Origin of the sequence: Subtercola boreus, from assembly GCF_003399645.1 — a bacterium.
Lineage (GTDB): Bacteria > Actinomycetota > Actinomycetes > Actinomycetales > Microbacteriaceae > Subtercola > Subtercola boreus_A.
This window is the reverse complement of the sequence record NZ_NBXD01000024.1, coordinates 231,403-258,400: the sequence shown is the minus strand read 5'-3', so window position 1 is coordinate 258,400 and position 26,998 is coordinate 231,403. Positions and strand designations below refer to the sequence as shown.

Below are 26,998 nucleotides of genomic sequence, written 5' to 3'. Positions count from 1 at the left end.
CGGCCCTACTTGCCGAGGAACGCCTCGGCCACGCCGATCGCGATCAGCGAGCTCTCGAGCTGGTCCATCGAGGCGCCCGACTTCTCCCACAGCACCACCGCTGCCTTGAAGTCGGCCAGCGCCTCCCGGTACTCACGCTGGTCGAACAGCACACGGCCGCGATTGTGCAGAGCAGTCGCCTCGAGCGTCGTCCACTCGTGGCCCCTCGCCTCCTCGGCGCAGATCGTGAGGTCGGTCAGCGCCGGCACGAGCTTCCCCTGGTACTGCTGAACCTGCGCACGACGGATGCGGGCTGCCAGCCCCTGCTCCCGATCGCCCGAGAACCGGGCCTGGCGCAGGGCCTCGTTCGCGATGTCCCACGCTTCGTCGAGCCGCCCGAGCAGGCGCAGCAGACTCAGTTTCTCGTTCAGGGCCGACAGGCTGCGCAGCGTTCCGAGTTCGGAGAGCCGCTTCTCTGCTGCTGCCACATCGACGGTCTCACGCAGGGTCTTCGGGTCGTAGCCGGTGATGATGCTCAAGGGTTGACGCTCCTGGTTCGGTCGTCTTCCAGCTTACGGCTCAGGATGCGCCCGCCCCGAGAGCAACACGGGCCAGTCGGTCGTCTCCGGCTCGGGCGGAACCCCGACCATCCGTGTTGTTGCTGAGCAGCAGCAGCCCGGAGCCGTCGGCGGTCGCAGAGACGTCCCGGATACGCCCCAGGGAGTCGACGAGAAAGTCCTTCACCGCGGGTGCGGTCTGGCTCGCCCCGTCGCCCGCGACCGTGATGCTCCAAATGCGTTCGCCGCCGAGCGCCGCCATGAAGAGGGTGTCGCCGACCATCGCGAGCCCGCTCGGGCTCGCCTCGTCGGTCGACCACTGCACGATGGGGTTGGTGACGCCGTTCGCGGTCGCACCCGCCTCACCGTCGCCGAGCCCCTCGACCGTCGGCCATCCGTAATTCGCACCCGGCGTGATGACGTTCAACTCGTCCCACGTGTTCTGGCCGAACTCGGCGGCGTACATCGTGCCGTCGGCGCTCCAGGCCATGCCCTGCGGATTGCGGTGCCCGATGCTGTACACGGGAGAGCCCGGGAACGGGTTGTCGCCCGGCACCGCGCCGGTCGGTGTCACGCGCAGGATCTTGCCCGACAGGGACTCCACCCGCTGCGCGTTCGAGGACTGGTTCGCGTCGCCGGCGGTGATGTAGAGCATCCCGTCGGGCCCGAACAGGATGCGCCCGCCGTTGTGGTTCGAGGCCTTCGGGATGCCCGTGAGCACGTCGTACGCCTGGCCGAGGGTGAAGGCACCGGGCCCGCCTGCGAGCTCCATGCGCACGACGCGGTTGTCGCTCGCCGTCGTGAGGTACGCATACAGGTAGGTGGGAGCGGTTCCCCCGCTCGCGGCGCCCACCACCCCGGTGTTGTCGACGTATGCGGCGAGCCCCAGCAGGCCGCCCTCGCCCGCTGCGGCGACGCCCGGCACCGTACCGATCGCACCGGCGCTGCCATCGGCGCGGATCTCCTTGATGGCTCCTGTGTTGCGCTCGTCGACGAGAACCGTGCCGTCGGCCAACGTCACGATCGACCACGGCGCATCGAGCTCGTCGGCCACGGTCGCGGGGTCGCCGGTGGGGTGGAACGCGCCCGTCAGGGGCGCGGCGCCCGGCGCTTTATCCGCGGGTGCCGGCGCAGCTGTCGTCGGGGCGGATTCCGTCGCCGGGGGCGCCGTCGTGCTGGGCGCTGCAGTGGCCGCGACAGGGCCTCTCGTCTCCGAGTCGGACCCCGTGCATCCACTCACCGCCAGCAGCAGCGCCACACCGAACCCCGCCGCACCCAAGGCCGCGCCCGCGCCCGCCCTGCCTGTGCTGCCGGCCCGTCCCGCGCGTCTCGTCATCAGCCCAGACTGCCCGGCTTCACTTGAAAGATGCTGCGAGCCGGCGGCGGCGAGGGCACGGCGGTCTGGTCCGTCACGACCGCGGCGCTCTGGATGAACGCCCGCAGTTCGGCGCCGTCGACGACCTTGGCCGGGGTCGGGTCGCTCGCCACGAGCCGGGGCAGGCGGTCGAAGGGCAGGGGAGCATCCGAGGCGAACATCACCACGTTGCCGAATCGGCGCGACTTCAGCACCTGCGGGTCGACCACGAGTGCGACGTGCGCGAACACCGCGGCGAGTGTGGCGGCCTGGCTGCGGGCAAAGGCGAGCCCTGCGCCATCGGCGACGTTGGCGGTGAGGATACCCGTGGGGCCCAGCAGGGCGGATGCCAGCCTGTAGAACTCGACACTGGTCACATGCGCCGGGGTGCGGGCGCCGGAGAACACATCCACCACGAGAACGTCGACGGTGCCCCTCAACCCGTGCGGAAGCTTCGCCAGCACCTCGCGCGCATCGCCGTGCCGCACCCGGATCGACGCCTCCTTCGGCAGCGGAAGCTGCTCCCGCACGAAGTCGACCAGCCCCGACTCGAGTTCGACGACCTGCTGCCTCGAACCGGGCCTCGTCGCAGCGACGTACCGTGGCAGCGTGAACGCCCCGCCCCCGAGGTGCAGCGCCGTGATCGGCTCGCCCTCGGGCGCAACCAGGTCGATCCCGTGCCCGATGCGCCGCACATACTCGAACGCCAGGTAGGTCGGATCCTCCAGCGCCACATGCGACTGAGGCGTCCCGTCGACCACCAGCGTGAACGCCCCCGGCTGATGCCGATCGGCCTCCACCACCGCCCGCATCCCGTTCGCCAACGTCACGCTCGGGTGCTCGCCCGGCGCCCCCCCGCCGTGGGCTCCGCCCCCGCCCGCACCGCCCCTGCCCGCACCGCGCCCGCTGCCGCTCCCGCCTGCGCCACCCCCGCTACCGGTCCCGCCCGCACGCCGCCTGCTCTGTCGCTCACTCACCCTCCGACCCTAACCGGCGCCCCACTCCTGCTCACCACGCCCCCCACCCCCACCCCACTCCTGCTCACCACGCCCCCCACCCCCTCCGCCGCCGCACGCACGCCGCCCGCCGCCCCCCGCCGCTCAATTCAGGAAGTGTGGCGCGATACGCCTCCAGCGACCATGGCGCCTGCAATCTCCTGCATGGCGCTAGAAAGTCCTGAATTGCGCGGCGCCGTCCGCCGTGGCACCAGTCCTCCACAATCGGAACGTGCACGCATCTCTCCACAGATCGGCCTCGGCAGCCGACTCAGGCCGATCGAGCCGTCAGTGTTGCGTCATGCCGTCGACATCATCTCCGCAGTCCATCGTGCTCGGCAGCCGAGTTCAGCACATCGCCGAACTTCGCGCGGCCGGCCTCGGGCGCAGTGACATCGAGGCATTGCTCAAGGACGGTTCGATCGCCCGCGTGCGTCGAGGCTGGTATCGGGCTCAGGATGCTCACCCCGACATTGTCGCGGCGGTGAGGGTCGGAGGGGCGCTGACCGCAACGTCCGCAGCGGCGCTCTACGGATTGTGGGTTCCACCTGATGACCGACTGCACGTGTCTGTGCCGCAGAACGCCTCGCGGTTGAGACGACCCGACCCCGGCGCATCCCGCGCGCCGCTGCGCCCGGTGTGCATCCATTGGTCGCGGTCACGCGCATCGCCGTCGCGATCGATTGAAAGTGTGCCGGTCATATTGCAGCAGTCACTCGAATGTCTCCCCGATGAGATGGCCATCGTGCTCATTGACTCAGCTCTGCACCTGAAAGTCGATGGCGTCACGCTGGCGTCGCTCGGTCGCCTTTTCGAAGGCCTGCCCGCCCGTTATCGCTCGGCGCTGAGCCGCGCCGACCCCGAAAGCGAGTCAGGAATCGAGACGCTGGTGCGGCTGCGTCTGCGGAGTCTCGGTATCAGCGTCCGCACGCAGGTCAGGCACCGCGGAGTGGGTCGGGTCGACCTGCTCGTCGGTGATCGGCTCGTGATCGAGGTCGACGGCAGGGAGCACCACGACTCGCGCGAGGCCTTCGCATCCGACAGGGAGCGCGACCTCGTGCTCTTTCGCGACGGTTTCGACCGGCTTCGTCTGACCTACGCGCACGTTATGTACCGCTGGCCCGAGATCGAGGGCGTCATCGTGGAGGCCGTTCGTCGTCGCCGGCACCGGTGGCGGATGTCTGACCGCCCAGTCCCGGCCCCGAGCTCAGCCGTGCCGCCGTCCGCGACACAGGCGTCTGCTACGCCGTCCACTGCGCAATTCAGGAAGAAATCCGCGCAATTCAGGAATAGCGAGAAGGGAGCGACGCCTTGAGCGCGGCGCTCCACATCTCCTGAGTTGCGCGAGGGGATGGCCGGAAACGGGTGCGGCAACCGGGAGGGCTGGGCGAACAGGGCGGCAACCGGGAGCGCGGAGCGGGGCGGCGGAGGGGTGGGGCAGTGGGAGGGCGAAGAGTGGGTGGGGAGGGGAGTGGGAGTAGCAGTAGTGGGCGGGGGAGGGGCGGTTATACCGCAGAGGGAGAAAATGGTCAAGATTCGAGTAGACAAAGGCCCCACAGCGGCATATAGTTGTTCTTTGCGCTCCCAGTACTCCTATGCCTTCATATTGCGGTTGGCTCGCGCTGCAGAATCTTCTTCGTCAGACGAAACCGCAGCATCACTCTGGAACTCTCCCATTAAGTTCTAACGAAGAGTCTGGCGAGTTCTCAACCAAATTAAACCCAGTACTGACCCGACGGGGTCCACGGAGGTTATTTCCTTGGCTGCTGCGAGCAACGCAACCACCACCACACCCAAGAACGGTCGCGGAGCTTCGCGACTCTCGTTCGCCAAAATTTCTGACAACCTGACGGTTCCCGATCTGCTTGCCCTGCAGACCGAGAGCTTCGACTGGCTGGTCGGCAACGACGCGTGGAAGACACGCGTCGCCGAAGCCAAGAAGCAGGGTCGCAAAGACCTTCCCGAGCACTCCGGCCTCGATGAGATCTTCGAGGAGATCTCCCCGATCGAAGACCTCGGCGAGACCATGCAGCTCAGCTTCACGAGCCCGTTCCTCGAGCCCGAGAAGTACACCATCGACGAGTGCAAGGAGCGCGGCAAGACCTACGCCGCCCCACTGTACGTCGAGGCCGAGTTCATGAACCACCTCACCGGTGAGATCAAGACCCAGACGGTCTTCATGGGCGACTTCCCGCTCATGACCGAAAAGGGAACGTTCATCATCAACGGCACCGAGCGTGTCGTCGTCTCCCAGCTCGTGCGGAGCCCCGGCGTCTACTTCGACCGCCAGCTCGAGAAGACCTCCGACAAGGACATCTATTCGGCCCGCGTCATCCCGAGTCGCGGTGCCTGGCTCGAGTTCGAGATCGACAAGCGCGACCAGGTCGGCGTGCGCATCGACCGCAAGCGCAAGCAGAGCGTCACCGTCTTCCTGAAGGCCCTCGGCCTCACCAGCGAGGAGATCCTCGAGCAGTTCAAGGGTTACTCCTCCATCGAGGCCACCCTCGAGAAGGACTCCATCCTGACGAAGGAAGAGGCCCTCAAGGACATCTACCGCAAGCTCCGCCCGGGCGAGCAGGTCGCCGCCGAGGCCGCGCGTGCGCTGCTCGACAACTTCTACTTCAACTCCAAGCGCTACGACCTCGCGAAGGTCGGTCGCTACAAGATCAACCGCAAGCTGGGCATCGAGAGCGAGCTGTCGAACTCCGTTCTGACGAACGAAGACATCATCGCGACGATCAAGTACCTGGTGGCCCTCCACGAGAACCAGACCACGCTTCCCGGTACCCGCGGTGGCAAGGCCGTCGAGATCCGTCTCGACATCGACGACATCGACCACTTCGGCAACCGTCGCATCCGTGCCGTCGGTGAGCTCATCCAGAACCAGGTGCGCACGGGTCTGTCCCGTATGGAGCGCGTGGTGCGCGAGCGGATGACGACGCAGGACATCGAGGCGATCACCCCGCAGACCCTGATCAACGTGCGCCCCGTCGTCGCCGCGATCAAGGAGTTCTTCGGCACCTCGCAGCTGTCGCAGTTCATGGACCAGAACAACCCCCTCGCGGGCCTGACGCACAAGCGTCGCCTGTCCGCGCTGGGCCCGGGTGGTCTTTCCCGTGAGCGTGCCGGTGTCGAGGTTCGAGACGTGCACCCCAGCCACTACGGCCGCATGTGCCCCATCGAGACCCCTGAGGGCCCGAACATCGGCCTGATCGGCTCGCTGGCCTCGTTCGCCCGCATCAACTCCTTCGGTTTCATCGAGACCCCGTACCGCCGCGTCGTCGACGGCGTGGTCACCGAGAACATCGACTACCTCACCGCGAGCGAAGAGGACGAGTACGTGGTGGCCCAGGCCAACGCGCCCCTCACCAAAGACGCCCGCTTCGCCGAGCCCCGCGTGCTCGCCCGTAAGAAGGGTGGCGAGGTCGACCTCTTCCCGATCGAAGACATCGGCTACATGGATGTCTCGCCCCGCCAGATGGTGTCGGTCGCGACATCCCTCATCCCCTTCCTCGAGCACGACGATGCCAACCGCGCCCTCATGGGTGCGAACATGCAGCGCCAGGCCGTGCCGTTGCTGATGAGCGACAGCCCGTTCGTCGGAACCGGTATGGAGGGCTTCGCCGCCGTCGACGCCGGAGACGTGGTCACCACGCTCCACGCCGGTGTCGTGCAGGAGGTGTCGGCTGACGCCGTCTCCGTTCTGCTCGACGAGGGTGGAGTCGAGACCTACTACCTGCGCAAGTTCGACCGCTCGAACCAGGGCACGAGCTACAACCAGCGCGTCATCGTCAACGAGGGTGACCGCGTCGAGGTCGGAGAGGTCATCGCCGATGGCCCCGCCACCGAGAACGGCGAGCTCGCACTCGGCAAGAACCTCCTCGTGGCGTTCATGCCGTGGGAGGGCTACAACTTCGAAGACGCCATGATCCTCAGCCAGAACCTGGTGAAGGACGACACTCTCTCGTCGATCCACATCGAGGAGTACGAGGTCGACGCTCGCGACACGAAGCTGGGCAAGGAGGAGATCACGCGTGACCTCCCCAACGTCAGCCCCGAGCTGCTCGCCGACCTCGACGAGCGTGGCATCATCCGGATCGGTGCCGAGGTTCGCCCCGGCGACATCCTCGTCGGCAAGGTCACACCCAAGGGTGAGACCGAGCTGAGCGCCGAGGAGCGACTGCTTCGTGCGATCTTCAATGAGAAGAGCCGCGAAGTGCGCGACACCAGCCTGAAGGTGCCCCACGGTGAGCGCGGAACCATCATCGCCGTCAAGGAGTTCTCTGCCGAGAACGACGACGAACTGGGCTCCGGCGTCAACCAGCGCGTGGTCGTCTACATCGCCCAGAAGCGCAAGATCACCGAGGGTGACAAGCTCGCCGGCCGTCACGGCAACAAGGGTGTCATCGCGAAGATCCTGCCCGTCGAGGACATGCCGTTCCTCGCAGACGGTACCCCCGTCGACGTGGTGCTGAACCCGCTCGGCATCCCCGGTCGCATGAACTTCGGCCAGGTGCTCGAGATCCACTTGGGCTGGATCGCCAAGCAGGGTTGGAACGTGGAGGGCAAGGGCAACAAGTGGGCCGGCCGTCTTCCCGAGGCCGCACACCAGGCGCCCGCGAACACCAAGGTCGCGACCCCCGTCTTCGACGGTGCCCTCGAGGAGGAGATCGCAGGACTGCTCGACTCGACGCTGCCGACCCGTGACGGCGACCGCCTGATCAACGGCACCGGCAAGGCGACGCTCTTCGACGGTCGCTCCGGCGAGCCGTTCCCCGAGCCCATCTCGGTCGGCTACATGTACATCCTGAAGCTCCACCACCTCGTCGACGACAAGATCCACGCTCGTTCGACCGGTCCGTACTCGATGATCACGCAGCAGCCGCTGGGTGGTAAGGCACAGTTCGGTGGGCAGCGCTTCGGTGAGATGGAAGTGTGGGCGCTCGAGGCCTACGGCGCCGCATACGCTCTGCAGGAGCTTCTGACGATCAAGTCGGATGACATCCTGGGCCGCGTGAAGGTGTACGAGGCGATCGTCAAGGGTGAGAACATCCAGGAGCCCGGTATTCCCGAGAGCTTCAAGGTGCTCATCAAGGAGATGCAGTCGCTGTGCCTGAACGTGGAGGTGCTGTCTGCCGACGGTACCGCGGTCAGCCTGCGCGACACCGATGACGAGGTCTTCCGCGCTGCGGAGGAGCTGGGCATCAACATCTCCACGCGGTTCGAGAACTCATCAATTGATGACATCTGAGCTAGCTCATGATGTGATTCGCGAACCGCGAATCTCCTCTCACCCCCTCTTTAGCTGACTTTTCCAGGAGAGAAGAAAAAATTGCTCGACGTTACAACTTTTGACGAACTGCGGATCGGTCTCGCTACGGCAGACGACATCCGCAAGTGGTCGCACGGTGAGGTCAAGAAGCCCGAGACGATCAACTACCGCACGCTGAAGCCCGAGAAGGACGGTCTCTTCGGAGAGCAGATCTTCGGGCCGAGCCGTGACTGGGAGTGCTCGTGCGGCAAGTACAAGCGAGTGCGCTTCAAAGGCATCGTGTGTGAGCGCTGCGGTGTCGAGGTCACGAAGTCGTCGGTGCGCCGTGAGCGCATGGGCCACATCGAGCTCGCCGCCCCGGTCACCCACATCTGGTACTTCAAGGGTGTTCCGAGCCGTCTGGGCTACCTGCTCGACATGGCTCCGAAAGACCTCGAGAAGGTCATCTACTTCGCGGCCTACATGATCATCTCGGTCGACGCGGATGCGCGCCACGAAGACATGCCGGGCCTCGAGAACGAGCTGCGTCTCGAGATCAAGACCCTCAGCGACCAGCGCGACAGCCGCATCGCCGACCGCCTCCAGAAGCTCGAGACCGACCTTGCCGCCCTCGAGGCGGAAGGTGCCAAGAGCGACCAGAAGCGTCGCACGAAGGACGCTGCCGAGAAGGAGATGGGCCAGGCCCGCAAGTCCTTCGACGAGCAGATCGCCCAGCTCGAGCGCGTGTGGGAAGACTTCCGCAGCCTCAAGGTCGGCGAGCTGAAGCCCGAAGACTCCGTGTTCCACGAACTGCAGGACCGTTACGGCCAGTACTTCGAGGCCTACATGGGTGCCGAGGCGATCAAGAAGCGCCTCGAGGCCTTCGATCTCGCCACCGAGTCCGACACGCTGCACCTGCAGATCTCGGAGGGCAAGGGCCAGAAGAAGATCCGCGCCATCAAGCGCCTCCGGGTCGTCAACTCGTTCCTGATCACCGGCAACTCGCCGGCCGCGATGGTTCTCGACGTGGTCCCCGTGATCCCGCCGGAGCTCCGCCCGATGGTGCAGCTGGATGGTGGCCGCTTCGCGACCTCCGACCTCAACGACCTGTACCGCCGCGTGATCAACCGCAACAACCGTCTCCGTCGACTGCTCGACCTCGGTGCGCCCGAGATCATCGTCAACAACGAGAAGCGGATGCTGCAGGAGGCCGTCGACGCACTGTTCGACAACGGCCGCCGCGGTCGCCCCGTCACGGGTACCGGCAACCGGGCGCTGAAGTCCCTGAGCGACATGCTCAAGGGAAAGCAGGGTCGGTTCCGCCAGAACCTGCTCGGCAAGCGCGTGGACTACTCGGGCCGTTCGGTCATCATCGGTGGCCCGCAGCTGAAGCTGCACCAGTGCGGTCTGCCCAAGCAGATGGCTCTGGAGCTGTTCAAGCCGTTCGTGATCAAGCGCCTGATCGATCTGAGCCACGCCCAGAACATCAAGGCCGCGAAGCGTATGGTCGAGCGCAGCCGCCCCCAGGTGTGGGATGTGCTCGAGGAGATCATCCGCGAGCGTCCCGTCATGCTGAACCGTGCACCCACGCTCCACCGACTGGGCATCCAGGCTTTCGAGCCCCAGCTCGTCGAGGGCAAGGCGATCCAGCTGCACCCGCTCGTCTGCACCGCGTTCAACGCGGACTTCGACGGCGACCAGATGGCCGTTCACCTTCCGCTGTCGGTCGAGGCCCAGGCCGAGGCACGCATCCTGATGCTCGCCTCGAACAACATCCTGAAGCCCTCCGACGGTCGCCCCGTGACCCTGCCCACGCAGGACATGATCATCGGGCTGCACCACCTCACCACCCTGCGCGAAGGCGTCGTCGGTGAGGGCCGTGCGTTCTCCAGCGTCGCCGAGGCCATCCTGGCCAAAGACCAGGGCACCCTCGACCTCAACGCCAAGGTGCGCATCCGTCTCGAGAACATCACCTTCGCCGAGGGTGAAGCCCCCGAGAATGCGGTTCTGGCCGAGGGCAACCACGCCCCCGGTGTGACGCTGGTGGAGACATCCCTCGGCCGTGCGCTCTTCAATGAGACGCTGCCGACGGACTACCCGTACGTCGAGGCCGTCGCAGACAAGGGCCAGATCTCGGCCATCGTCAACGACCTCGCCGAGCGCTACCCGAAGGTGGAGGTCGCTGCAGCACTGGACCGCATCAAGGATGCCGGTTTCTACTGGGCCACCCGCTCAGGCGTCACCGTTGCTCTCTCCGACGTTCTGACCCCGCCGAACAAGCGCGAGATCGTTGCGACCTACGAGAAGCTCGCCGCCAAGGTGCAGTCGCAGTATGAGAAGGGCCTCACCACCGACGCCGAGCGTCGCCAGGAACTGATCCAGATCTGGACCAAGGCGACCGAAGACGTCGCCGAGGCCATGCAGGCGAACTTCCCGGCGAACAACACGATCAACCGCATGGTCACCTCGGGTGCCCGTGGTAACTGGCTGCAGATCCGCAACATCGCGGGTATGCGAGGCCTGGTGAACAACCCGAAGGGTGAGATCATCCCTCGCCCGATCATCTCGTCGTACCGTGAGGGCCTCAGTGTCGCTGAGTACTTCATCGCGACGCACGGTGCTCGCAAGGGACTGGCTGATACCGCATTGAGAACAGCCGACTCGGGGTACCTCACCCGTCGTCTGGTGGATGTCTCGCAGGACGTCATCATCCGTGAAGACGACTGCGGCACGACCAAGGGTCTCGACCTGGCCATCGCGGCGCACGACGCTGCCGGTGTGCTGGTGAAGGACTCGAACGTCGAGAACTCCGTGTTCGCACGGAGCCTCGCCGCAGACGCTGTGGATGCCAGTGGCACCGTCATCGCCGAAGCCGGTGAGGACATCGGTGACGTTCTCATCGACAAGCTCGTCGAGGCCGGAGTCGAGAACATCAAGGTGCGCTCGGTTCTGACCTGCGAGTCGGCTGTCGGTGTGTGTGCTGCGTGCTACGGCCGCTCGCTCGCCACCGGTCTGCTGGTCGACATCGGAGAGGCCGTCGGCATCATCGCCGCACAGTCGATCGGTGAGCCCGGCACCCAGCTGACCATGCGTACCTTCCACACGGGTGGTTCCGCATCGGCCGACGACATCACGCAGGGTCTGCCCCGCGTGCAGGAGCTCTTCGAGGCACGGACCCCCAAGGGTGCGTCGCCCATCGCAGAAGCCGCTGGCCGCATCACCATCGAAGACACCGACCGCAGCCGCAAGCTGATCCTCACGCCCGACAACGGCGACGAGGCCATCGCCTACCCGGTGCTGAAGCGTGCAAGTCTCCTCATCGAGGATGGCGAGCACGTCGAGCTCGGCCAGCAGCTGCACGTCGGTGCGATCGACCCGAAGGAGGTTCTCCGGGTTCGCGGCGTTCGCGCCGTGCAGGAGCACCTCGTCGGTGGTGTGCAGGGTGTCTACCGCTCGCAGGGTGTGCCGATCCACGACAAGCACATCGAGGTCATCGTTCGCCAGATGCTCCGCAAGGTGACTGTCGTCGACCACGGCGACACCGACCTGCTCCCCGGTGAGCTCGTCGACCGCCAGCGCTACAACATCCTCAACCGCGAGGCACTGACCGAGGGTCGCAAGACCGCATCGGCCCGCCAGGAGGTCATGGGTATCACCAAGGCCTCGCTCGCGACCGAGTCATGGCTCTCCGCCGCTTCCTTCCAGGAGACCACGCGTGTTCTCACGCAGGCCGCAATGGAGGGCAAGAGCGACCCGCTGGTCGGGCTCAAGGAGAACGTCATCATCGGAAAGCTCATCCCGGCCGGAACCGGTCTTCAGAAGTACCGCAACGTCACCGTTGAGGCAACCGAAGAGGCCAAGGCCGAGCGCTACCCGAACCGCATCTTCACCGATGACGCCGTGTTCAGCGAAGCCGACCTGTCGTTCGTCGACTTCGACAGCTTCTCGAGCGATGACTACACGCCCGGTACGTACAACTAACCGGCACTAGTCACAACCGGGAGGGCCCCTTCACTTCGGTGCGGGGGCCCTTTCTGCGTGCTCGGTAGAATGGTCCGATGACCGATTCGGTGAACGCCCTGTGAAGAACTTCGGCTGGTCCTTCGTCGTCCTGGCCGTCGGCCTCGTTCTGGGCTGGCTCTACGGCGGGCCCGAGGCGCTCGTGCTGGTGCTGGTGCTCTCTGTTCTCGAGATCTCGCTGTCCTTCGACAACGCGGTGGTGAACGCCACGATCCTCGAGCGCATGAACCGGGCGTGGCAGCGCATCTTCCTCACCGTCGGCGTGGTGATCGCCGTGTTCGGCATGCGGCTGGTGTTCCCGTTCCTCGTCGTGGCGGTCACGGCGGGGCTCGGGCCGGTTCAGGCCATCCAGCTCGCCTTCCAGCAGGGCGACCCCGGGGTGCCGGGCACCTACGGCTTCATCCTCAATGCCGCGCATCCGTCGATCGCCGGCTTCGGTGGCATGTTCCTGCTGATGCTCTTTCTCGACTTCATGTTCGACGAGCGCGAGATCCTCTGGATCAAGCCGGTCGAGAAGGTCCTGCAGGTCGTCGGGCGAGTCCCCGGCGCCAGCACGATCGTCTCGATCATCGTGCTTGTGCTGGTCTCGCAGTTCGTCGCCGAAGACCCGGGCACCGTGCTGCTGAGCGGCGTCGTCGGCATCGGTGCCTTCCTGCTCGTCACCGCGCTCGGCAGGGTGTTCGAAGACAGCGCCGAAGAGGGTGCCCTCGAAGACGCCGACCCGGTGAAGCCCGGCCGGCAGGTCAAGATCGTCGTCGGCAAGGCCGCGTTCTTCCTCTTCCTCTACCTCGAGGTGCTCGACGCCAGCTTCTCGTTCGACGGTGTCATCGGTGCGTTCGCAATCACCTCCGACCCCATCGTGATCGCGATCGGCCTCGGCGTCGGGGCCATGTTCATCCGGTCGCTGACCATCTTCCTCGTGCGCCAGGGCACGCTGAGCCAGTTCGTCTACCTCGAACACGGGGCGCTCTGGGCCGTGGGCGCGCTGGCGGTCATCCTGCTCATCTCGATCCGCGTCGAGATCCCCGACCTCGTGACCGGCCTCGTCGGCATCGTGTTCATCGGCGCCGGGTTTCTCTCGAGTGTCGTGAGCAACCGGCGGGCGGGTCGCAATGCGCCGAGCGAAACGGTGGCAGTGGGCTGAGAAGCCGTCTTCTCAGGCGGGTTGCGGATGCTCGGGGTCCCGGAGCGCCCGCAGAACCTGCCGCGCGACCAACCGTCCCGCGCGATTGGCGCCGATGGTGCTCGCCTGGGGTCCGTAGCCCGCGAGGAACACCCGTGGATCGCGGACAGCCCGCCCCTCGACAGCCGCCACACCTCCGCCCACCTCGCGGAGCCCCAGGGGCTCGAGGTGACCGAGCTCCGAACGGAACCCCGTCGCCCAGAGGATGACGTCGGCCGGCTGGAACGTCCCGTCTGCGAAGCGCACGCCCCCCGGTTCGATGCTCGTGAAGAGGGGATGCGCCTCGAGCGCGCCGCGGGCGATGGCCGCGCGGTTCCGACGTGTGGCGGGCAGGCCCGTGCCGGCCACGATGCTGGGGAGGACGCGACCGGCTGCTGCTGCCTCGTTCTGCTGGGCGACCGCGGCGAGCCGGCTCTCGATGGTGCTGGTGACGGTGCTGCCTGGAGGGGTGTCCGGCTCGTCGCCCACGAACGACGGCGGTCGGCGCGTGACCCAGGTGGTGGAGGCCGCCACGCCCTCGAGCTCGAGCACGAAACCCACGGCCGAGGTGCCCCCGCCGACCACGATGACCCGCTGCCCGACGAACTCGGCGGCCGAGCGGTATTCGGGGGTCGCGAGCTGCCGGCCGCGGAACGTCTCGATGCCCGGAACGTACGGACGCACGGGGGCGCCCCAGGTTCCGGTCGCGTTCACGAGCACGTCGGCCGTGATGCTGCCGCGCACCGCGCCGTCGCGCAGGTAGGAGACCCGCAGCGCTTCCGCCACCCCGTCCGCCCCCGCCACCCTGTCCGCTCCGCGGGCTCCCGTCGCCGCTGCCACCGCGGTGACCGCCACCGGGCGGAAGACCGCCAACCCGAAGTGCTGCTCATAGGCCGCGTAGTACTCGGCCACCACGTCGCGGGCCGCGCGGTCCTGGTCGGCCGTGTCGAAGCTCAGCCCGAGTTCGGTCATACCGGGAAGGTCGTTCACCCGGTGCGCCGTGCCGAGCCGCAGGGACTCCCAGCGGAACTGCCAGGCCCCGCCGGTTGCGGGCGCCCGGTCGAGCACGACCAGATCCGCCCCGGGCCGTAGACCCCGGCGCGCCAGATGGTAGGCGACCGAGAGCCCCGCCTGCCCCGCACCGACGATGACCACGCGGGCGTGCGCGGGGATGTCGCGGGCGACGCCCACGGGCCCGGGCGATGCGCTGCCGGGCATCCTGTCACCCATCGTGTACCGCCTCCGCGTCGCCGATGAACGCCGCGAGTGTGTCGGCCCCGATCATCCCGCTCGGATGCGGCCCGCGCGCCTGCAGCGCACCCTGCAGCGCAGCCAGGGAGCGGCCGCGAGACGCGAAGAGCACCGCATTGCCCTCGTCGAGATCGTTCGTCAGTCCTCGGGCGCCCGCCACGAGCACGTCTTCGAACACCTCCGCGAGGGTCGCCGCCCCGGCACGTACCAAGGGCAACCCGGGGTCGTCGGCCACGTTGACCGCGAGTACTCCCTCCGGCGCGAGCAGAGAGCTGAGCGAGGCGAAGAACTCCACCGTCGTCAGGTGCGGGGGAGTGTTCGAGCCGAGGTAGACATCGCTCACGATGAGGTCGAAGGGCGCACCGGCTGCCACCCGGGCCAGCCCCGCGCGGGCATCGTCGACCAGTACCGTGACCGAGGCCCCGGCCGGAAGCGGCAGTACCTCGGTGACGAAGGGCACCACATCGCTCTCGTACTCGATCACCCACTGCGTCGACCCCGGGCGCGTTTGCGCGAGGTAGCGGGGGAGGGTGAGTGCTCCCGCACCGAGATGCAGCACGCGCAGCGGGGTGCCCGGCGGTCCGGGCGGATCGAGCAGGTCTGCGAGGTTCGCGATGCGCTGCACGTAGTCGAAGCGGAGGGAGACCGGGTCGTTCGTGTAGACGTGCGACTGCTGCTCCCCGCCGATGTACAGCGTGTAGCCGGCCCCGCCGATCAGGTCTGCGACGAGCTCAGCCGTCAGCCCGCTGCGGCCCAGGATGCGCGAAACCGGCTCATTCATCCCTCGAAGCCTAGCCCGCGGGGGGCACCCTGAAGGGGGTTTAGGCGCCCTGCTCGCGACTGCACTATCTTGAGCCTGGAGCACCCCGGCCCAGACAGTGTCGACGCGTGGGCGACATGACGGTGTGCCTGTTAACGGGGGCACTGATGGCTGTTCTGCTGTACCGGATCGGCGCCTTCGCGGCCCGAAGGCACTTCGTCGTCATGGCCGTCTGGCTGCTCATCGTGGCAGCAGCGCTGATCGGCGCCAAGGTCTTCGACGGGCAGATGTCGCAGTCCGTCGAGATCCCCGGAACGCAGTCGCAGACCGCCATCGACATGCTCGGCAGCCGCTTTCCCGCCGCGAACGGTGCCGGCTCGAAGGTCATCTATGTCGCGCCCGAGGGGCAGAGCATCCGGAGCTTCGAAACACAGGTGACGGATGCTGCCACCAGACTCGCGACACTCGAGAACGTCGCCGGGGTGACGAACCCGTTCCAGGCGACCGGCAGTACCGAGGCCGTCGCCGCCGCGGCCGCCGAGATCGCGGCCGACAACTCGATGGCGTACATCTCGGTGAACTACAGCGTTCCCGCCTCGGAGCTGACCGACGCCGATGCCGAGGCGATAAAGGCCGACGGCGATGCCTCCGCCACCTCGGGTCTCACCGTCGCGTATGCCGGAGTGAAGGCGACGGAGGCCGCAGACAACAGCCAGGAGGCGGTGGGGCTGCTCATCGCCCTGATCATCCTCGCCATCACGATCGGTTCGCTGCTCGCGGCCGGGATGCCGCTCATCACCGCCGCGGTCGGTGTCGCCATTTCGACGGCCTCCATCACGATCTTCGCCGACTTCGTCACCATCTCGTCGACCGCTCCCATCCTGGCGTCGATGCTCGGACTCGCGGTCGGCATCGACTACGCCCTCTTCATCGTCTCGCGGCACCGATCACAACTCGTCGCGGGCATCCCGCCCCGCGAATCGATCGCCATCGCGACCTCGACGGCCGGCAGTGCGGTCGTCTTCGCAGGAATCACCGTGATCATCGCGCTGATCGGGCTCTCGGTGGTGCAGATCCCGTTCCTCTCGGTGATGGGGCTCGGCGCGGCGTTCGGCGTGCTGCTCGCGATCGTCGTCTCGGTGACGCTGCTGCCGGCCCTCCTCGGTCTGCTGAACACCACGCTCATTCCGAAGCCGTCCTCGCGCGCCGCGAAGCGCGAACGCGAGCTCCTGGGCCCCGATCACGCGGGCAGGCCCACGATGGGGCGGCGCTGGGTGAACCTCGTGACACGCCGGCCGCTCATCACGGTCATCGTGGTACCGCTGGCGCTGCTGGTCGTCGCGCTACCCGCCCTGGGCCTGAAGCTCACCATCCCCGATGCGGGCTACGACGCTCCCGGCTCCCAGGGCCGCATCGCCTACGACCTCCTCACGACCGGATACGGGCCCGGTTTCAACGGCCCCCTGCTCGTGACCGCCGATATCAGCCACACCACCGACATCCAGGGGGCTCTGGACGCACTGTCGAAACAGTTCACGGGCCTCGACGACGTCACGGCGGTGAGCCCGGCCATCCCGAACCAGGCCCTCGACATGGCGATCGTGTCGCTGACGCCCGCGAGCGCCCCGGACTCGGACGCGACGAAAGCGCTCGTACAGACGCTTCGAAACGATGCGCCCGCCTTCTCGAGGGCCAATGGGTTCAGTTACATGGTCACCGGGCAGACAGCGGTGTCGATCGACATCTCCGATCGCTTGGGCGGCGCGCTGCTGCCGTTCGCGCTCGTGGTCGTGGGGCTCTGCCTCGTGCTGCTCACGATGGTCTTCCGGTCCCTTGCCGTCCCGATCACCGCGACCCTCGGCTTTCTGCTCTCGGTCGGTGCCTCGCTCGGTGTCGTGACCGCGATCTTCAACTGGGGCTGGCTCGCCGAGCCGCTGAGCGTGCAGAAGGTCGGGCCGGTGATCAGCTTCATGCCGATCCTGGTGATGGCGGTGCTGTTCGGGCTCGCCATGGACTACCAGGTCTTCCTCGTCTCACGGATGCGCGAGGAGTTCTCGCGCACCGGCCACGCCCGCGATTCCGTGCTCGACGGGTTCAGCGCCGCGGCGCGCGTGGTCACGGCTGCCGCGCTCATCATGTTCAGCGTGTTCGCGTCGTTCGTGCCCGGCGGGGGAGCGGTGCTGCAGCCGCTTGCCGGCGCCCTGGCGATCGGAGTGCTGATCGATGCATTCCTGGTACGGATGACGCTCATTCCAGCGATCATGGCAATGCTCGGAACGAAGGCGTGGTACCTGCCGGCCTGGCTCGGCCGCCACCTCCCCAACGTCGACATCGAGGGTGAGAAGGTGCACGAGCTGATCGCGGCGCGCGACTGGCGGCCCGCGGGTGCGGAGGGCGCGGCAGTGGCGGGCGGTGCGGAGGGCGCGGTGGGCGCGGAGGGCTCGGCCGGTGCGGAGGGCAAGGCCGTGGCGGGCGGTGCAGACGCCGGTTTCGGCCCCACCAGCCTCGCGTCGGCCACCGCCGAGCCGGCCACCTCCGAGCCGGCCACCGCCGCGCCTGCCACCCCCAACGGCACAGCCGCCGTCTCGACCGCTCCCGTGCCCGTGACGCGGGAGGCGGTCGCCGCCGGGAAGCGCGCCGCCCGCGCCGCCTCGAAGGCCGCCGATCGGGATGCGCGCCGCTCGATGCGCATGCCCCCGCCCCCGCCCGCACCGATCTCCGCGGCAATCGCCGCCGGAGGCCTCGCGCTCGCCGGCCGGCAGCCGCTCGACCTCGAGGTGGCGGCGGGCGGGCTGGCCCTCGTCGTCGAGTCGGTCGGCGCCGCATCCTCGCTCGCTCCCGATGTCGCCGCCGCCGCGCTCCTCGCCGTCGTCACGGGTCGCCTCACGCCCGAGGGTGGCCACCTCAGTGTTCTCGGGCATCCGCAGCCCTTCGAAGCCGCCGCTGTTCGCCGCCGGTCGCGACTCGTGTCGGCGGTCGAGACGATCGACGAACCCCTGACGGTGGGCGAGTACCTGCTCGGCGAGGTGAGGCTGGATGCAAGGCGGGGCCACCGCGCCCGGCAACTCGCCGCGGTCGCACGTCACCTCCGTGTGCTGGAGGGTGTCGTGACCGACGCCGTACCGACCCAGGCGGAACCGCCTACGCCCCTCACCGAGCTCGGTCTCCCCGCCCGGTGGTGTCTCGACGTGGCGCTGGCGCTGGCCTCGTCGGCCGAGGTCATCGCCGTCGACGCCCGGCAGCTCGACCCCGCGCTTGCGGCGGTGCTCGTTGCAGCGATCACCGCCGAGGCGCGCCCGTCGACCACCCTCATCGTCGCGATGCCCGCTGGCGCGATGCCCGCTGGCGCGGTGCCGCCCGGGTCGCACACCGGTTCGCACGCTGCCGGGGCGCGGCCCACCACCGTCATCCACCTCGCACCCGAGCTGACCGACCAGGGAGCACTCGTATGAGTACACTGTCGACACTGCTGAAATCCGTCGATCGTGCCCCACGGTCATCCGCGGCCCGCCTGATCGCGCTCGTGCTCGCCGTTGCGACACCGCTGCTCGTGGCCGGAGTCGCCGTCTCGACCTTCGCGGGCGCCGATGCAGCCGGAGCCTCCTCCACCCCCGACGCCGTTCGGCTGCCCGCCGCTGTCGTGAACCTCGACACGCCCATCCAGACCACCATCGGGGGCAAGGAGGTGCCGGTCGCCGCCGGAAAGCTCCTCACCAGCCAGCTCATGACCGGCGACGCCGGCTCGGGCTTCGCCTGGACCATCACGAACGCCGCTGACGCCCAGTCCGGCCTCGACGCGGGAACCTACTCGGCCGTCGTCACCATCCCGAGCAACTTCTCGACCCTCTACATCTCGAGCCAGGGCAGCACGCCGACCGCCGCCCCCCTCGCCGTCACGACAAACGGCGCCCAGAGCTATGTGGCCGACCTGCTGGCGACCGCGCTGGCGACCAACGTGCACGAGGCCCTCGCCACGAGCCTCACTCAGAGCTATGTGAAGGGAATGCTCTCGGGCTTCACCTCGCTGCACTCCCAGCTCGATACCGCCGCCACCCAGACCGGCACCCTCGGCACGGTGGCGGGCCAGGTCAACGACGGCGCGGGAAAGCTGTCGACCGGGGTGACCGGTCTCAACGACGCCATGGCCAGGCTGAACGGCGGGGTCGGCGAGCTCGCCGCGAAGACCGACCAGTTGCCCAAGGCCACCACAGACCTTGCCGGGCTCGCCACGCTCGCCCGGGACGGCAGCGCACTGCTCTCGTCGGGGCTCACCGAGACGGCCAGGAAGCAGGATGCGATCGAGGCCGACCAGCTCGCACTGAACCTCCGCATCGCATCCCTCTCCACCGACCTCCCCTCCCTCGCACCCGCCGAGATCGCCGCGCGGGTCGCCGAGATCAAGAAGGCCTCCGACGACGTCGCCCTCTCGAGCGTCGGCATCGGGCTCGACCTCCACCTCGGTGCGGTCGCCGGGTCGGCGCTGAAAGATGGAACGGCGCTCGTCTCCACCGGAAACACGGCGCTGGCCGATTCCATGCCGCTGTTGAGCACGGGTATCGACCAGCTCCAGAGCGTCACCGGGCAGCTCGCCGACGGCACCGCAAAGCTCGACACCGCGACCAGCCAGCTCGCGCTCGGAACAGCCGGTGTCGCCACTGGCGTCGGCCAGCTCCAAACCGGGCTCGGCCAGGCCGCTGCGGCCGTGCCCAGCTACACCGATGAGCAGCAGGCCGCGCTCTCGACGGTTGTCACCACACCGGTCGTCACCACCATCACCGACAGCCGGCCCCTGCCGTCGGCGCAGGTCGCGACGGCGTCAGTGATGGTTCCGGTGGCCCTCTGGCTCGGCGCCTTCGCGCTCTACCTCCTGCTCACGCCGTTCACCGCGCAGGCTCTCACCTCGCAGGCCTCGGCGGCGCGCATCCTGAGGCAGTCGCTGCTGCCGGCACTCGGGCTGGGGGTGCTGCAGGCGCTGGCCGTCATCGTCGGGCTGCAGGTGCTCGGCGTCGCCTCGGCGAACCCCCTGGGCAGCGCGCTGTTCATCGTGGGTGTCTCGGTGACCTTCGTCGCCGTGCACCAGGGCCTCATCGCGCTGCTCGGACGGGTGGGCCGGATGATCTCCCTCGCCTTCCTCGTGCTGCAGGTCGCGGTGGCGGGGGTTCTGGTGCCCGCGGCGCTGAGTCCCTCATGGTTCCAGACGGTTTCGTCGTTCCTGCCGCTCTCGGCCGCGGTTCGAGGCATGCAGGGACTGCTCACCGGCGCCGGCGCCGACGGCGGCGCCGCGATCGGAGGAGTGATCGCTGTGCTCGTCGTCATTGCTCTGATCGGAGTGACGTTCACCGTGGTGGCGATTTCGAGACGACGCAGCGTGACCTCCCTGTCGTCGGGCCCTCCCCTCGCTAGAGTGTGGCCATGAGCACTGACGACCACACCGCCGACGACGCCCAGGCCGCCCCCGAACCGGGTGCCGTGCACGCTGCCGAACCCGAGCCCGCCTACGAGGGCGAACCGGCTGCGGCCTCCGCGGTCGAGCCTGAGCCGGTCTACACGGGCGAGCCTGCGCCGGTCTACGAGGGCGAGCCTGCGCCGGTCTACACGGGCGAGCCTGCGCCGGTCTACGAGGGCGAGCCCGCGCCGGTCTACGAGGGCGAGCCTGCGCCTGCTGACGCCGTCGAGCCGACGGCTGTCCCTGCAAGCGAGCCGGAGCCGAGCTTCGCGGGTGAACCTGCCGCCGACAGTGGGTACGCGTCCGACATCGAGGCTCCCGGTGCCCCCGGTGAAGTGCCCGCACCAGGTCATGAGGCACCCGGCGACCATGCTCACGCCGACAGGGCCTCCGACAGGGCCTCCGACCCCACGCCGTTCTCCGACGCCACGCCGGCCTCGGACTCCACGCCGGCGTCCGACGTCACGACGACCGACGGAACGCACCCGGCACCGCCCGCGTCCGAGATCCCGGCCGCACCGGAGGTTGCGCCCCGCTGGGAGGCGCCCGCCGGCTACGCCGCCGCTGCGACATCCGCCCCCGCCGCCTCGCCCGACGCTGTGTCGTCCCCCGCCACCTCGCCTGACGCCCGAGTCGCGGACGATGCACCTGTCGCCACTGGATCGACCAGCGCTGCACCTGCGCAACCGGTCGACACGGGAGCCGTCGCATACCCTGCCGCGGCGTTCATCCCGCCGCCCGCCCGTTTCGAGCAGCCCGCGGCTGCCCAGAGCGGTGCTCCCTCCGAGGAGACGCGGGCTGGCGGTGCGGCACCCTCCGAGCGCGCACCGATCGCCGCCTACGCCGCCGCTGCGGCGACCGGTGCAGCTGCCGCGACGGCCGCCTACCCTGCAGCGACCGGTGCATCCGCCGCGCCCGGCGCCTACCCTGCCGCGAACACCGCGCCACCCGTCACGATCTCCTCACCCATCCACGTCGCGCCGAAGAAGCGCAGCAACCGGCGGTTCGGCATCCTCGTGTCGCTTCTGGCAGCACTCGTCTTCGCTGTCGTCTATGCGGGCGTGGGTGCGGCCATCCTCGCGTTCTCGGTGCCGGGGGCTCGCCTGCTCTCCGTGGTCGGCCAGTTCGCGGCCAGCCCCGCGTTCTACGTGCCGGTGATCTTCTTCGCGCTCGCCCTGATCCTGACCGTGGTCATCGTCAACAGGGCCGGATGGTGGGCCTACGTTCTGGGCGGCTTCCTCATCGCGATCGTCGTCTACGCGGCCGCCATCCTCGGGGCACTCATCGCCGTTCAGGCGTGGACCCTCTCGAGCGCCGACATCGGAACCTTCGTCCGCTCGCTCGTGATGGACCCGCTCACTCTGGCGGCCGCTCTCGTCGCACGCGAGGTACCGATCTGGGCCGGTGCCTGGATCGCTTCCCACGGCCGCAAGCTCAAGGCGAAGAACATCGCCGCGCGTGAAGAGCACGAACAGAAGGTCGCCGAGGCGTCCGCGTCGTCCTACCCCACCGGCGAGAGTTCCTTCGCCGTGAACCGGTGAGCCGCCCCCGCCCGGCTCGATGCCGCCCGGTCCAGCACTGACCGCGGGAGCATCCTGCCGACCCCGACCCACCCCCTCCGTTACGCCGCAGGCCTCCTGGTCTTCGCCGCCGTCGCGTTCGTCGCCCTCATCGTCGGCGCGTTCGGCTTCATCACCCTCTTCACCGACACCGAGGTCATTCAGGAACCCGACGCCGGCACCGCGCTCGGCCCGCTCATGGTGCTGGCGGCGACCGTGCTGCTCGCCGTCCTGCTCTTCGCGTCAGCGCGCAGCAGGGGTGGCATCGTGCTCCGGATGCCCGTGCTCCGCTCGCTCGTCATCGCTGTCTCGGTCTACCTGGCCTTCGTCTTCTCCGGCGGTTTGCTCTACGGACTCGGAGCGGGCTCGCTCATCAGCGTGCTGATCTTCGCAGCGGCCCACGCCGTCGACCCGTTCGCACTCGCCCTGCTGCCCATCACCCTCGCCGTCGCACTCAGCTATTTCGGCGTGCTGGTTGCTCGCTCGCACAACTGATCTTACCTCAGTTAATGAGCTAAGCTCAGGGGGTGAAGAAGATCCTCCTCGTCGTGCTGGCTGCAGCCGTGGCCGCCGGCCTCGTGACCGCACTCGTTTTCATCGCAAGCGGGGCGCCCGGCCGACTCGCGCGCACTGTCGACGCGACCGTCGGGGCCTCGGCACCCCCGCAGAACGCGACCGCGCAGCCCGCGACCGTCGGGGCCTCGGCACCCCCGCAGAACGCGACCGCGCAGCCCGCGACCCCGACCCCGCTCGCTCCGGGGGCCCTCACCCCCACCCCGACGGCTCCGAGACCATCGCCCGTGGGTGACGGCACCGGCGGCCCCGTGTTCCGGGGCAGTTCGGCGCCGGCGTCGGTGTCCTGCCCCGTGCCGGGGGAGGGCCCCGTGGGCGGGGTCGACGTGTCGCCGGGGGTCGACCTGACCTGGTCGAGCAGTGGCGCCGAGACGGCTTTCGTCGGCGTCGACACGGCCGATGCCGAGGCGCAACCGTACTCCGAGGTCGCCGCGTCGGGTTCGGTCTCGGTCCCCTTCGCCTGCCCCGCAGCGAGCCATACCTACACGATCACCCTGGTGGGCCGAGGCGGCAGTCGCAGCACGACGTTCACCGTCGAGAACACGGGTTATCGCGGGTAGCGAACAGGCCCCGTCAGCCGGGCTGAAACGGCCGTACCATTTGACCGCAACCCCCTCGGCAGCTAGCATTCAAAGGTGTGCGCTTTGTCGTGCGCTTGTGCTGTGCCCGCTGGTGTTCCGCCAGCGTTCCACTGCCACGGGCCACACTTGCATCATACAAAGCAGGGCTCGATCGTTCGGGCGGTGTTACGCCGTTCGTCATCTTCGGCCCCCACGGCATACCTACCCCCGACAGACGCCCGTGACCCAGGTCAGGCGCGTTTGCAGGTAGGTCCAAATGAACTCGACTGACAGGGTCTTCTGGCCCTGACGCGTTCGAATGCTAATCATCAGTAGCAGCTGTCACCGTGCAGTAAACACAAGGAGTTACGTAGTGCCTACCATTCAGCAGTTGGTCCGCAAGGGCCGAACGCGCAAGGTCACGAAGACCAAAGCGCCTGCTCTCAAGTCCAACCCGCAGCAGCGCGGCGTGTGCACCCGTGTGTACACCACCACGCCCAAGAAGCCGAACTCGGCCCTCCGCAAGGTCGCCCGCGTCAAGCTGTCGAACGGCACCGAGGTCACCGCCTACATTCCCGGTGAGGGTCACAACCTCCAGGAGCACTCGATGGTGCTCGTGCGCGGCGGTCGTGTGAAAGACCTCCCCGGCGTTCGTTACAAGATCGTGCGCGGCGCTCTCGACACCCAGGCTGTCAAGAACCGCAAGCAGGCTCGCAGCCGTTACGGCGCGAAGATGGAGAAGAAGTAATGCCTCGCAAAGGACCAGCTCCCAAGCGTCCCGTTGTTGCTGACCCCGTCTACGGTGCACCCATCGTCAGCCAGCTCGTCAACAAGATCCTGCTCGACGGCAAGAAGGGTCTCGCCGAGCGCATCGTCTACGACGCACTCGAGGGCGTGTCGACCAAGAACGGTGCCGACGCCGTCGTCACCCTGAAGAAGGCGCTCGACAACGTGCGCCCGACCATCGAGGTCAAGAGCCGCCGCGTCGGTGGCTCGACCTACCAGGTTCCCGTCGAGGTCAAGCCTCACCGCGCGAACACGCTGGCACTGCGTTGGCTCACCACCTACGCGAAGGGTCGCCGCGAGAAGACGATGACCGAGCGTCTCACCAACGAGATCCTTGACGCGTCGAACGGTCTTGGCGCTGCAGTCAAGCGTCGCGAAGACACCCACAAGATGGCCGAGTCGAACAAGGCCTTCGCGCACTACCGCTGGTAAGCCGCAGGCTCACCCGCATGATGCGGTGGATGTTCGTTCCGAGCATCCACCGCACCTCACACCCGTAGCAATCCAATCGGAGGAAATCCGTGGCACAGGACGTGCTTACCGACCTGAACAAGGTCCGCAACATCGGCATCATGGCCCACATCGATGCCGGCAAGACCACCACTACCGAGCGCATCCTGTTCTACACGGGTATCACCCACAAAATCGGTGAAGTGCACGACGGTGCAGCGACGATGGACTGGATGGCGCAGGAGCAGGAGCGCGGCATCACGATCACCTCGGCTGCCACCACGTGCTTCTGGAACAACAACCAGATCAACATCATCGACACCCCGGGCCACGTCGACTTCACCGTCGAGGTGGAGCGTTCGCTCCGCGTGCTCGACGGTGCCGTCGCCGTCTTCGACGGCAAGGAGGGCGTCGAGCCCCAGTCGGAGACCGTCTGGCGCCAGGCCGACAAGTACGACGTGCCCCGCATCTGCTTCGTCAACAAGATGGACAAGCTGGGAGCCGACTTCTACTTCACGGTCGACACCATCGTGAAGCGCCTCGGCGCCCGCCCGCTGGTCATCCAGCTCCCCATCGGGGCTGAGTCCAGCTTCGAAGGCGTCGTCGACCTCGTCGAGATGCGTGCGCTGACCTGGCGCGGAGACTCAAAGGGTGACGTCGAGCTCGGCGCCAAGTACGAGATCGAAGAGATCCCGGCCGACCTGAAGGACCAGGCCGACGAGTACCGCGAGAAGCTCATCGAGGTCGTCGCCGAGACCAGCGACGAGCTGCTCGAGCGTTACCTCTCCGGTGACATCGACTTCTCGGTCGCCGAGATCAAGGCGGCCATCCGCAAGCTCACCGTCAACAGCGAGATCTACCCGGTTCTCTGCGGTTCCGCATTCAAGAACCGTGGCGTGCAGCCGATGCTCGATGCTGTCGTCGACTACCTGCCGAGCCCGCTCGACGTGCCGAGTGTCGAAGGACACGACGTGCGCGACGAGGAGATCGTCATCTCGCGCGGCGCGAACTCGACCGACCCGTTCGCCGCGCTGGCGTTCAAGGTCGCGGTCCACCCCTTCTTCGGTCGTCTGACCTACATCCGCGTCTACTCGGGTCACGTCGACTCGGGCGCGCAGATCATCAACGCGACCAAGGGCAAGAAGGAGCGCATCGGCAAGATCTTCCAGATGCACGCGAACAAGGAGAACCCGGTCCCCTCCGTGACGGCCGGTCACATCTACGCGGTTATCGGCCTGAAGGACACCACCACCGGTGACACCCTGGCCGACCCGGCGCACCCCGTCGTGCTGGAGTCGATGACGTTCCCCGAGCCCGTCATCGAGGTCGCCATCGAGCCGAAGACCAAGGCCGACCAGGAGAAGTTGGGCCTGGCCATCCAGAAGCTGGCCGAAGAAGACCCGACCTTCCGCACCGAGCAGAACCAGGACACCGGCCAGACCGTCATCAAGGGCATGGGCGAGCTCCACCTCGACATCCTGGTCGACCGGATGCGCCGCGAATTCAACGTCGAGGCGAACGTGGGCAAGCCCCAGGTCGCCTACCGTGAGACGATCCGTCGCACGGTCGACAAGCACGACTACACCCACAAGAAGCAGACGGGTGGATCGGGCCAGTTCGCGAAGATCCAGATCTCGATCGAGCCGCTCGAAGTGACGGCGGAGAAGGTCTACGAATTCGAGAACAAGGTCTCCGGTGGTCGTGTGCCCCGCGAGTACATCCCCTCGGTCGACCAGGGGATGCAGGCGGCCATGGCCGTCGGTGTTCTCGCCGGTTACCCGATGGTCGGTGTCAAGGGCATCCTGCTCGACGGTGCAGCGCACGACGTCGACTCCTCGGAGATGGCGTTCAAGATCGCCGGAACCATGGCGTTCAAGGAGGCTGCCCGCAAGGCGCAGCCCGTTCTCCTCGAGCCGCTGATGGCCGTCGAGGTGCGCACGCCCGAGGAGTACATGGGCGACGTCATCGGCGACCTGAACTCGCGTCGTGGCCAGATCCAGTCGATGGAGGACGCCACCGGCGTCAAGGTCATCCGTGCAAACGTCCCGCTGAGCGAAATGTTCGGCTACGTGGGCGACCTGAGGTCGAAGACCTCCGGCCGCGCCGTGTACTCGATGACCTTCGACAGCTACGCAGAGGTTCCGAAGGCAGTAGCCGACGAGATCATCCAGAAGAACAAGGGCGAGTAAGCTCGTCGTCTCCCGGCCCTCCCGGGCCTAGTAACATATCTAAACAACACCCCGCTGAGCAGCCGGTCGACACTCTCGATCGGCCGCTCAGCATGAAAGTCCTGAG

18 protein-coding genes are annotated in these 26,998 nt (G+C 67.6%); 12 read left to right on the top strand and 6 right to left on the bottom strand.

Annotation, left to right across the window (positions count from 1 at the left end; all coding sequences use genetic code 11):
- Positions 1 to 5: 5 nt before the first annotated feature.
- The 4 genes from B7R24_RS12665 to B7R24_RS17845 form a co-directional block, all read right to left on the bottom strand.
- Positions 6 to 518: a tetratricopeptide repeat protein gene (locus tag B7R24_RS12665; RefSeq protein WP_253259451.1), complete on the bottom strand. Its 513-nt coding sequence runs from the start codon at positions 516 to 518 to the stop codon at positions 6 to 8.
- Positions 519 to 558: 40 nt separating this feature from the next.
- Positions 559 to 1,872 (bottom strand): PQQ-dependent sugar dehydrogenase, encoded by a 1,314-nt coding sequence (locus tag B7R24_RS12660; RefSeq protein ID WP_116419321.1) that lies wholly within the window; start codon positions 1,870 to 1,872, stop codon positions 559 to 561.
- The gene (locus tag B7R24_RS12655) at positions 1,872 to 2,702 is read right to left on the bottom strand and encodes a spermidine synthase (protein ID WP_116419320.1); all 831 of its coding nucleotides are present in this window, start codon (positions 2,700 to 2,702) and stop codon (positions 1,872 to 1,874) included. The genes B7R24_RS12660 and B7R24_RS12655 overlap by 1 nt, the downstream gene beginning before the upstream one ends.
- A 496-nt stretch (positions 2,703 to 3,198) precedes the next feature.
- The gene (locus tag B7R24_RS17845; RefSeq protein ID WP_172582808.1) at positions 3,199 to 3,351 is read right to left on the bottom strand and encodes a hypothetical protein; all 153 of its coding nucleotides are present in this window, start codon (positions 3,349 to 3,351) and stop codon (positions 3,199 to 3,201) included.
- 279 nt (positions 3,352 to 3,630) lie between these two features.
- On the opposite strand from B7R24_RS17845, the gene B7R24_RS17840 reads away from it, so the two are divergent.
- The 4 genes from B7R24_RS17840 to B7R24_RS12635 all read left to right on the top strand — a co-directional run bounded on the left by B7R24_RS17840 (position 3,631) and on the right by B7R24_RS12635 (position 13,300).
- Positions 3,631 to 4,200 carry an endonuclease domain-containing protein gene (locus B7R24_RS17840; protein ID WP_147304033.1) on the top strand — a complete coding sequence of 190 codons (570 nt, stop codon included), beginning with the start codon at positions 3,631 to 3,633 and terminating at the stop codon, positions 4,198 to 4,200.
- A gap of 444 nt (positions 4,201 to 4,644) precedes the next feature.
- The gene (gene rpoB, locus B7R24_RS12645) at positions 4,645 to 8,136 is read left to right on the top strand and encodes a DNA-directed RNA polymerase subunit beta (protein WP_116419318.1); all 3,492 of its coding nucleotides are present in this window, start codon (positions 4,645 to 4,647) and stop codon (positions 8,134 to 8,136) included.
- Positions 8,137 to 8,217: 81 nt separating this feature from the next.
- Complete coding sequence (locus tag B7R24_RS12640; RefSeq protein ID WP_116419317.1) at positions 8,218 to 12,117, top strand: DNA-directed RNA polymerase subunit beta'; 3,900 nt, start codon at positions 8,218 to 8,220, stop codon at positions 12,115 to 12,117.
- A 100-nt stretch (positions 12,118 to 12,217) separates the two neighbouring features.
- Positions 12,218 to 13,300: a DUF475 domain-containing protein gene (locus B7R24_RS12635; protein ID WP_116419316.1), complete on the top strand. Its 1,083-nt coding sequence runs from the start codon at positions 12,218 to 12,220 to the stop codon at positions 13,298 to 13,300.
- Positions 13,301 to 13,312: 12 nt separating this feature from the next.
- Here the strand turns inward: B7R24_RS12635 and B7R24_RS12630 are convergent, their stop codons facing one another.
- Positions 13,313 to 14,536 (bottom strand): FAD-dependent oxidoreductase, encoded by a 1,224-nt coding sequence (locus B7R24_RS12630; protein WP_116419352.1) that lies wholly within the window; start codon positions 14,534 to 14,536, stop codon positions 13,313 to 13,315.
- 4 nt (positions 14,537 to 14,540) lie between these two features.
- Positions 14,541 to 15,350 carry a spermidine synthase gene (locus B7R24_RS12625; RefSeq protein WP_116419315.1) on the bottom strand — a complete coding sequence of 270 codons (810 nt, stop codon included), beginning with the start codon at positions 15,348 to 15,350 and terminating at the stop codon, positions 14,541 to 14,543.
- A 146-nt stretch (positions 15,351 to 15,496) separates the two neighbouring features.
- Between B7R24_RS12625 and B7R24_RS12620 the strand changes: the two genes are divergently transcribed.
- The 8 genes from B7R24_RS12620 (at position 15,497) to fusA (ending at position 26,892) form a co-directional block, all read left to right on the top strand.
- Positions 15,497 to 18,781, top strand: a complete 3,285-nt coding sequence (locus tag B7R24_RS12620) for an MMPL family transporter (protein WP_216363681.1) — start codon at positions 15,497 to 15,499, stop codon at positions 18,779 to 18,781.
- Positions 18,778 to 20,745, top strand: a complete 1,968-nt coding sequence (locus B7R24_RS12615) for a YhgE/Pip family protein (RefSeq protein ID WP_116419314.1) — start codon at positions 18,778 to 18,780, stop codon at positions 20,743 to 20,745. Before B7R24_RS12620 ends, B7R24_RS12615 begins: the two co-directional genes overlap by 4 nt.
- On the top strand, positions 20,742 to 22,316 hold the full coding sequence (locus B7R24_RS12610) for a hypothetical protein (protein WP_116419313.1): 1,575 nt from the start codon (positions 20,742 to 20,744) through the stop codon (positions 22,314 to 22,316). The genes B7R24_RS12615 and B7R24_RS12610 overlap by 4 nt, the downstream gene beginning before the upstream one ends.
- 51 nt (positions 22,317 to 22,367) lie before the next feature.
- The gene (locus tag B7R24_RS12605) at positions 22,368 to 22,829 is read left to right on the top strand and encodes a DUF6121 family protein (RefSeq protein WP_367302625.1); all 462 of its coding nucleotides are present in this window, start codon (positions 22,368 to 22,370) and stop codon (positions 22,827 to 22,829) included.
- Between the two features lie 32 nt (positions 22,830 to 22,861).
- The gene (locus B7R24_RS12600) at positions 22,862 to 23,467 is read left to right on the top strand and encodes a hypothetical protein (protein ID WP_116419311.1); all 606 of its coding nucleotides are present in this window, start codon (positions 22,862 to 22,864) and stop codon (positions 23,465 to 23,467) included.
- 373 nt (positions 23,468 to 23,840) lie between these two features.
- Positions 23,841 to 24,215: a 30S ribosomal protein S12 gene (gene rpsL, locus B7R24_RS12595; protein ID WP_104242432.1), complete on the top strand. Its 375-nt coding sequence runs from the start codon at positions 23,841 to 23,843 to the stop codon at positions 24,213 to 24,215.
- Positions 24,215 to 24,685 (top strand): 30S ribosomal protein S7, encoded by a 471-nt coding sequence (gene rpsG / locus B7R24_RS12590; protein WP_116283902.1) that lies wholly within the window; start codon positions 24,215 to 24,217, stop codon positions 24,683 to 24,685. The genes rpsL and rpsG overlap by 1 nt, the downstream gene beginning before the upstream one ends.
- Positions 24,686 to 24,774: 89 nt before the next feature.
- Complete coding sequence (gene fusA / locus B7R24_RS12585) at positions 24,775 to 26,892, top strand: elongation factor G (protein WP_116419310.1); 2,118 nt, start codon at positions 24,775 to 24,777, stop codon at positions 26,890 to 26,892.
- Positions 26,893 to 26,998 lie beyond the last annotated feature (106 nt).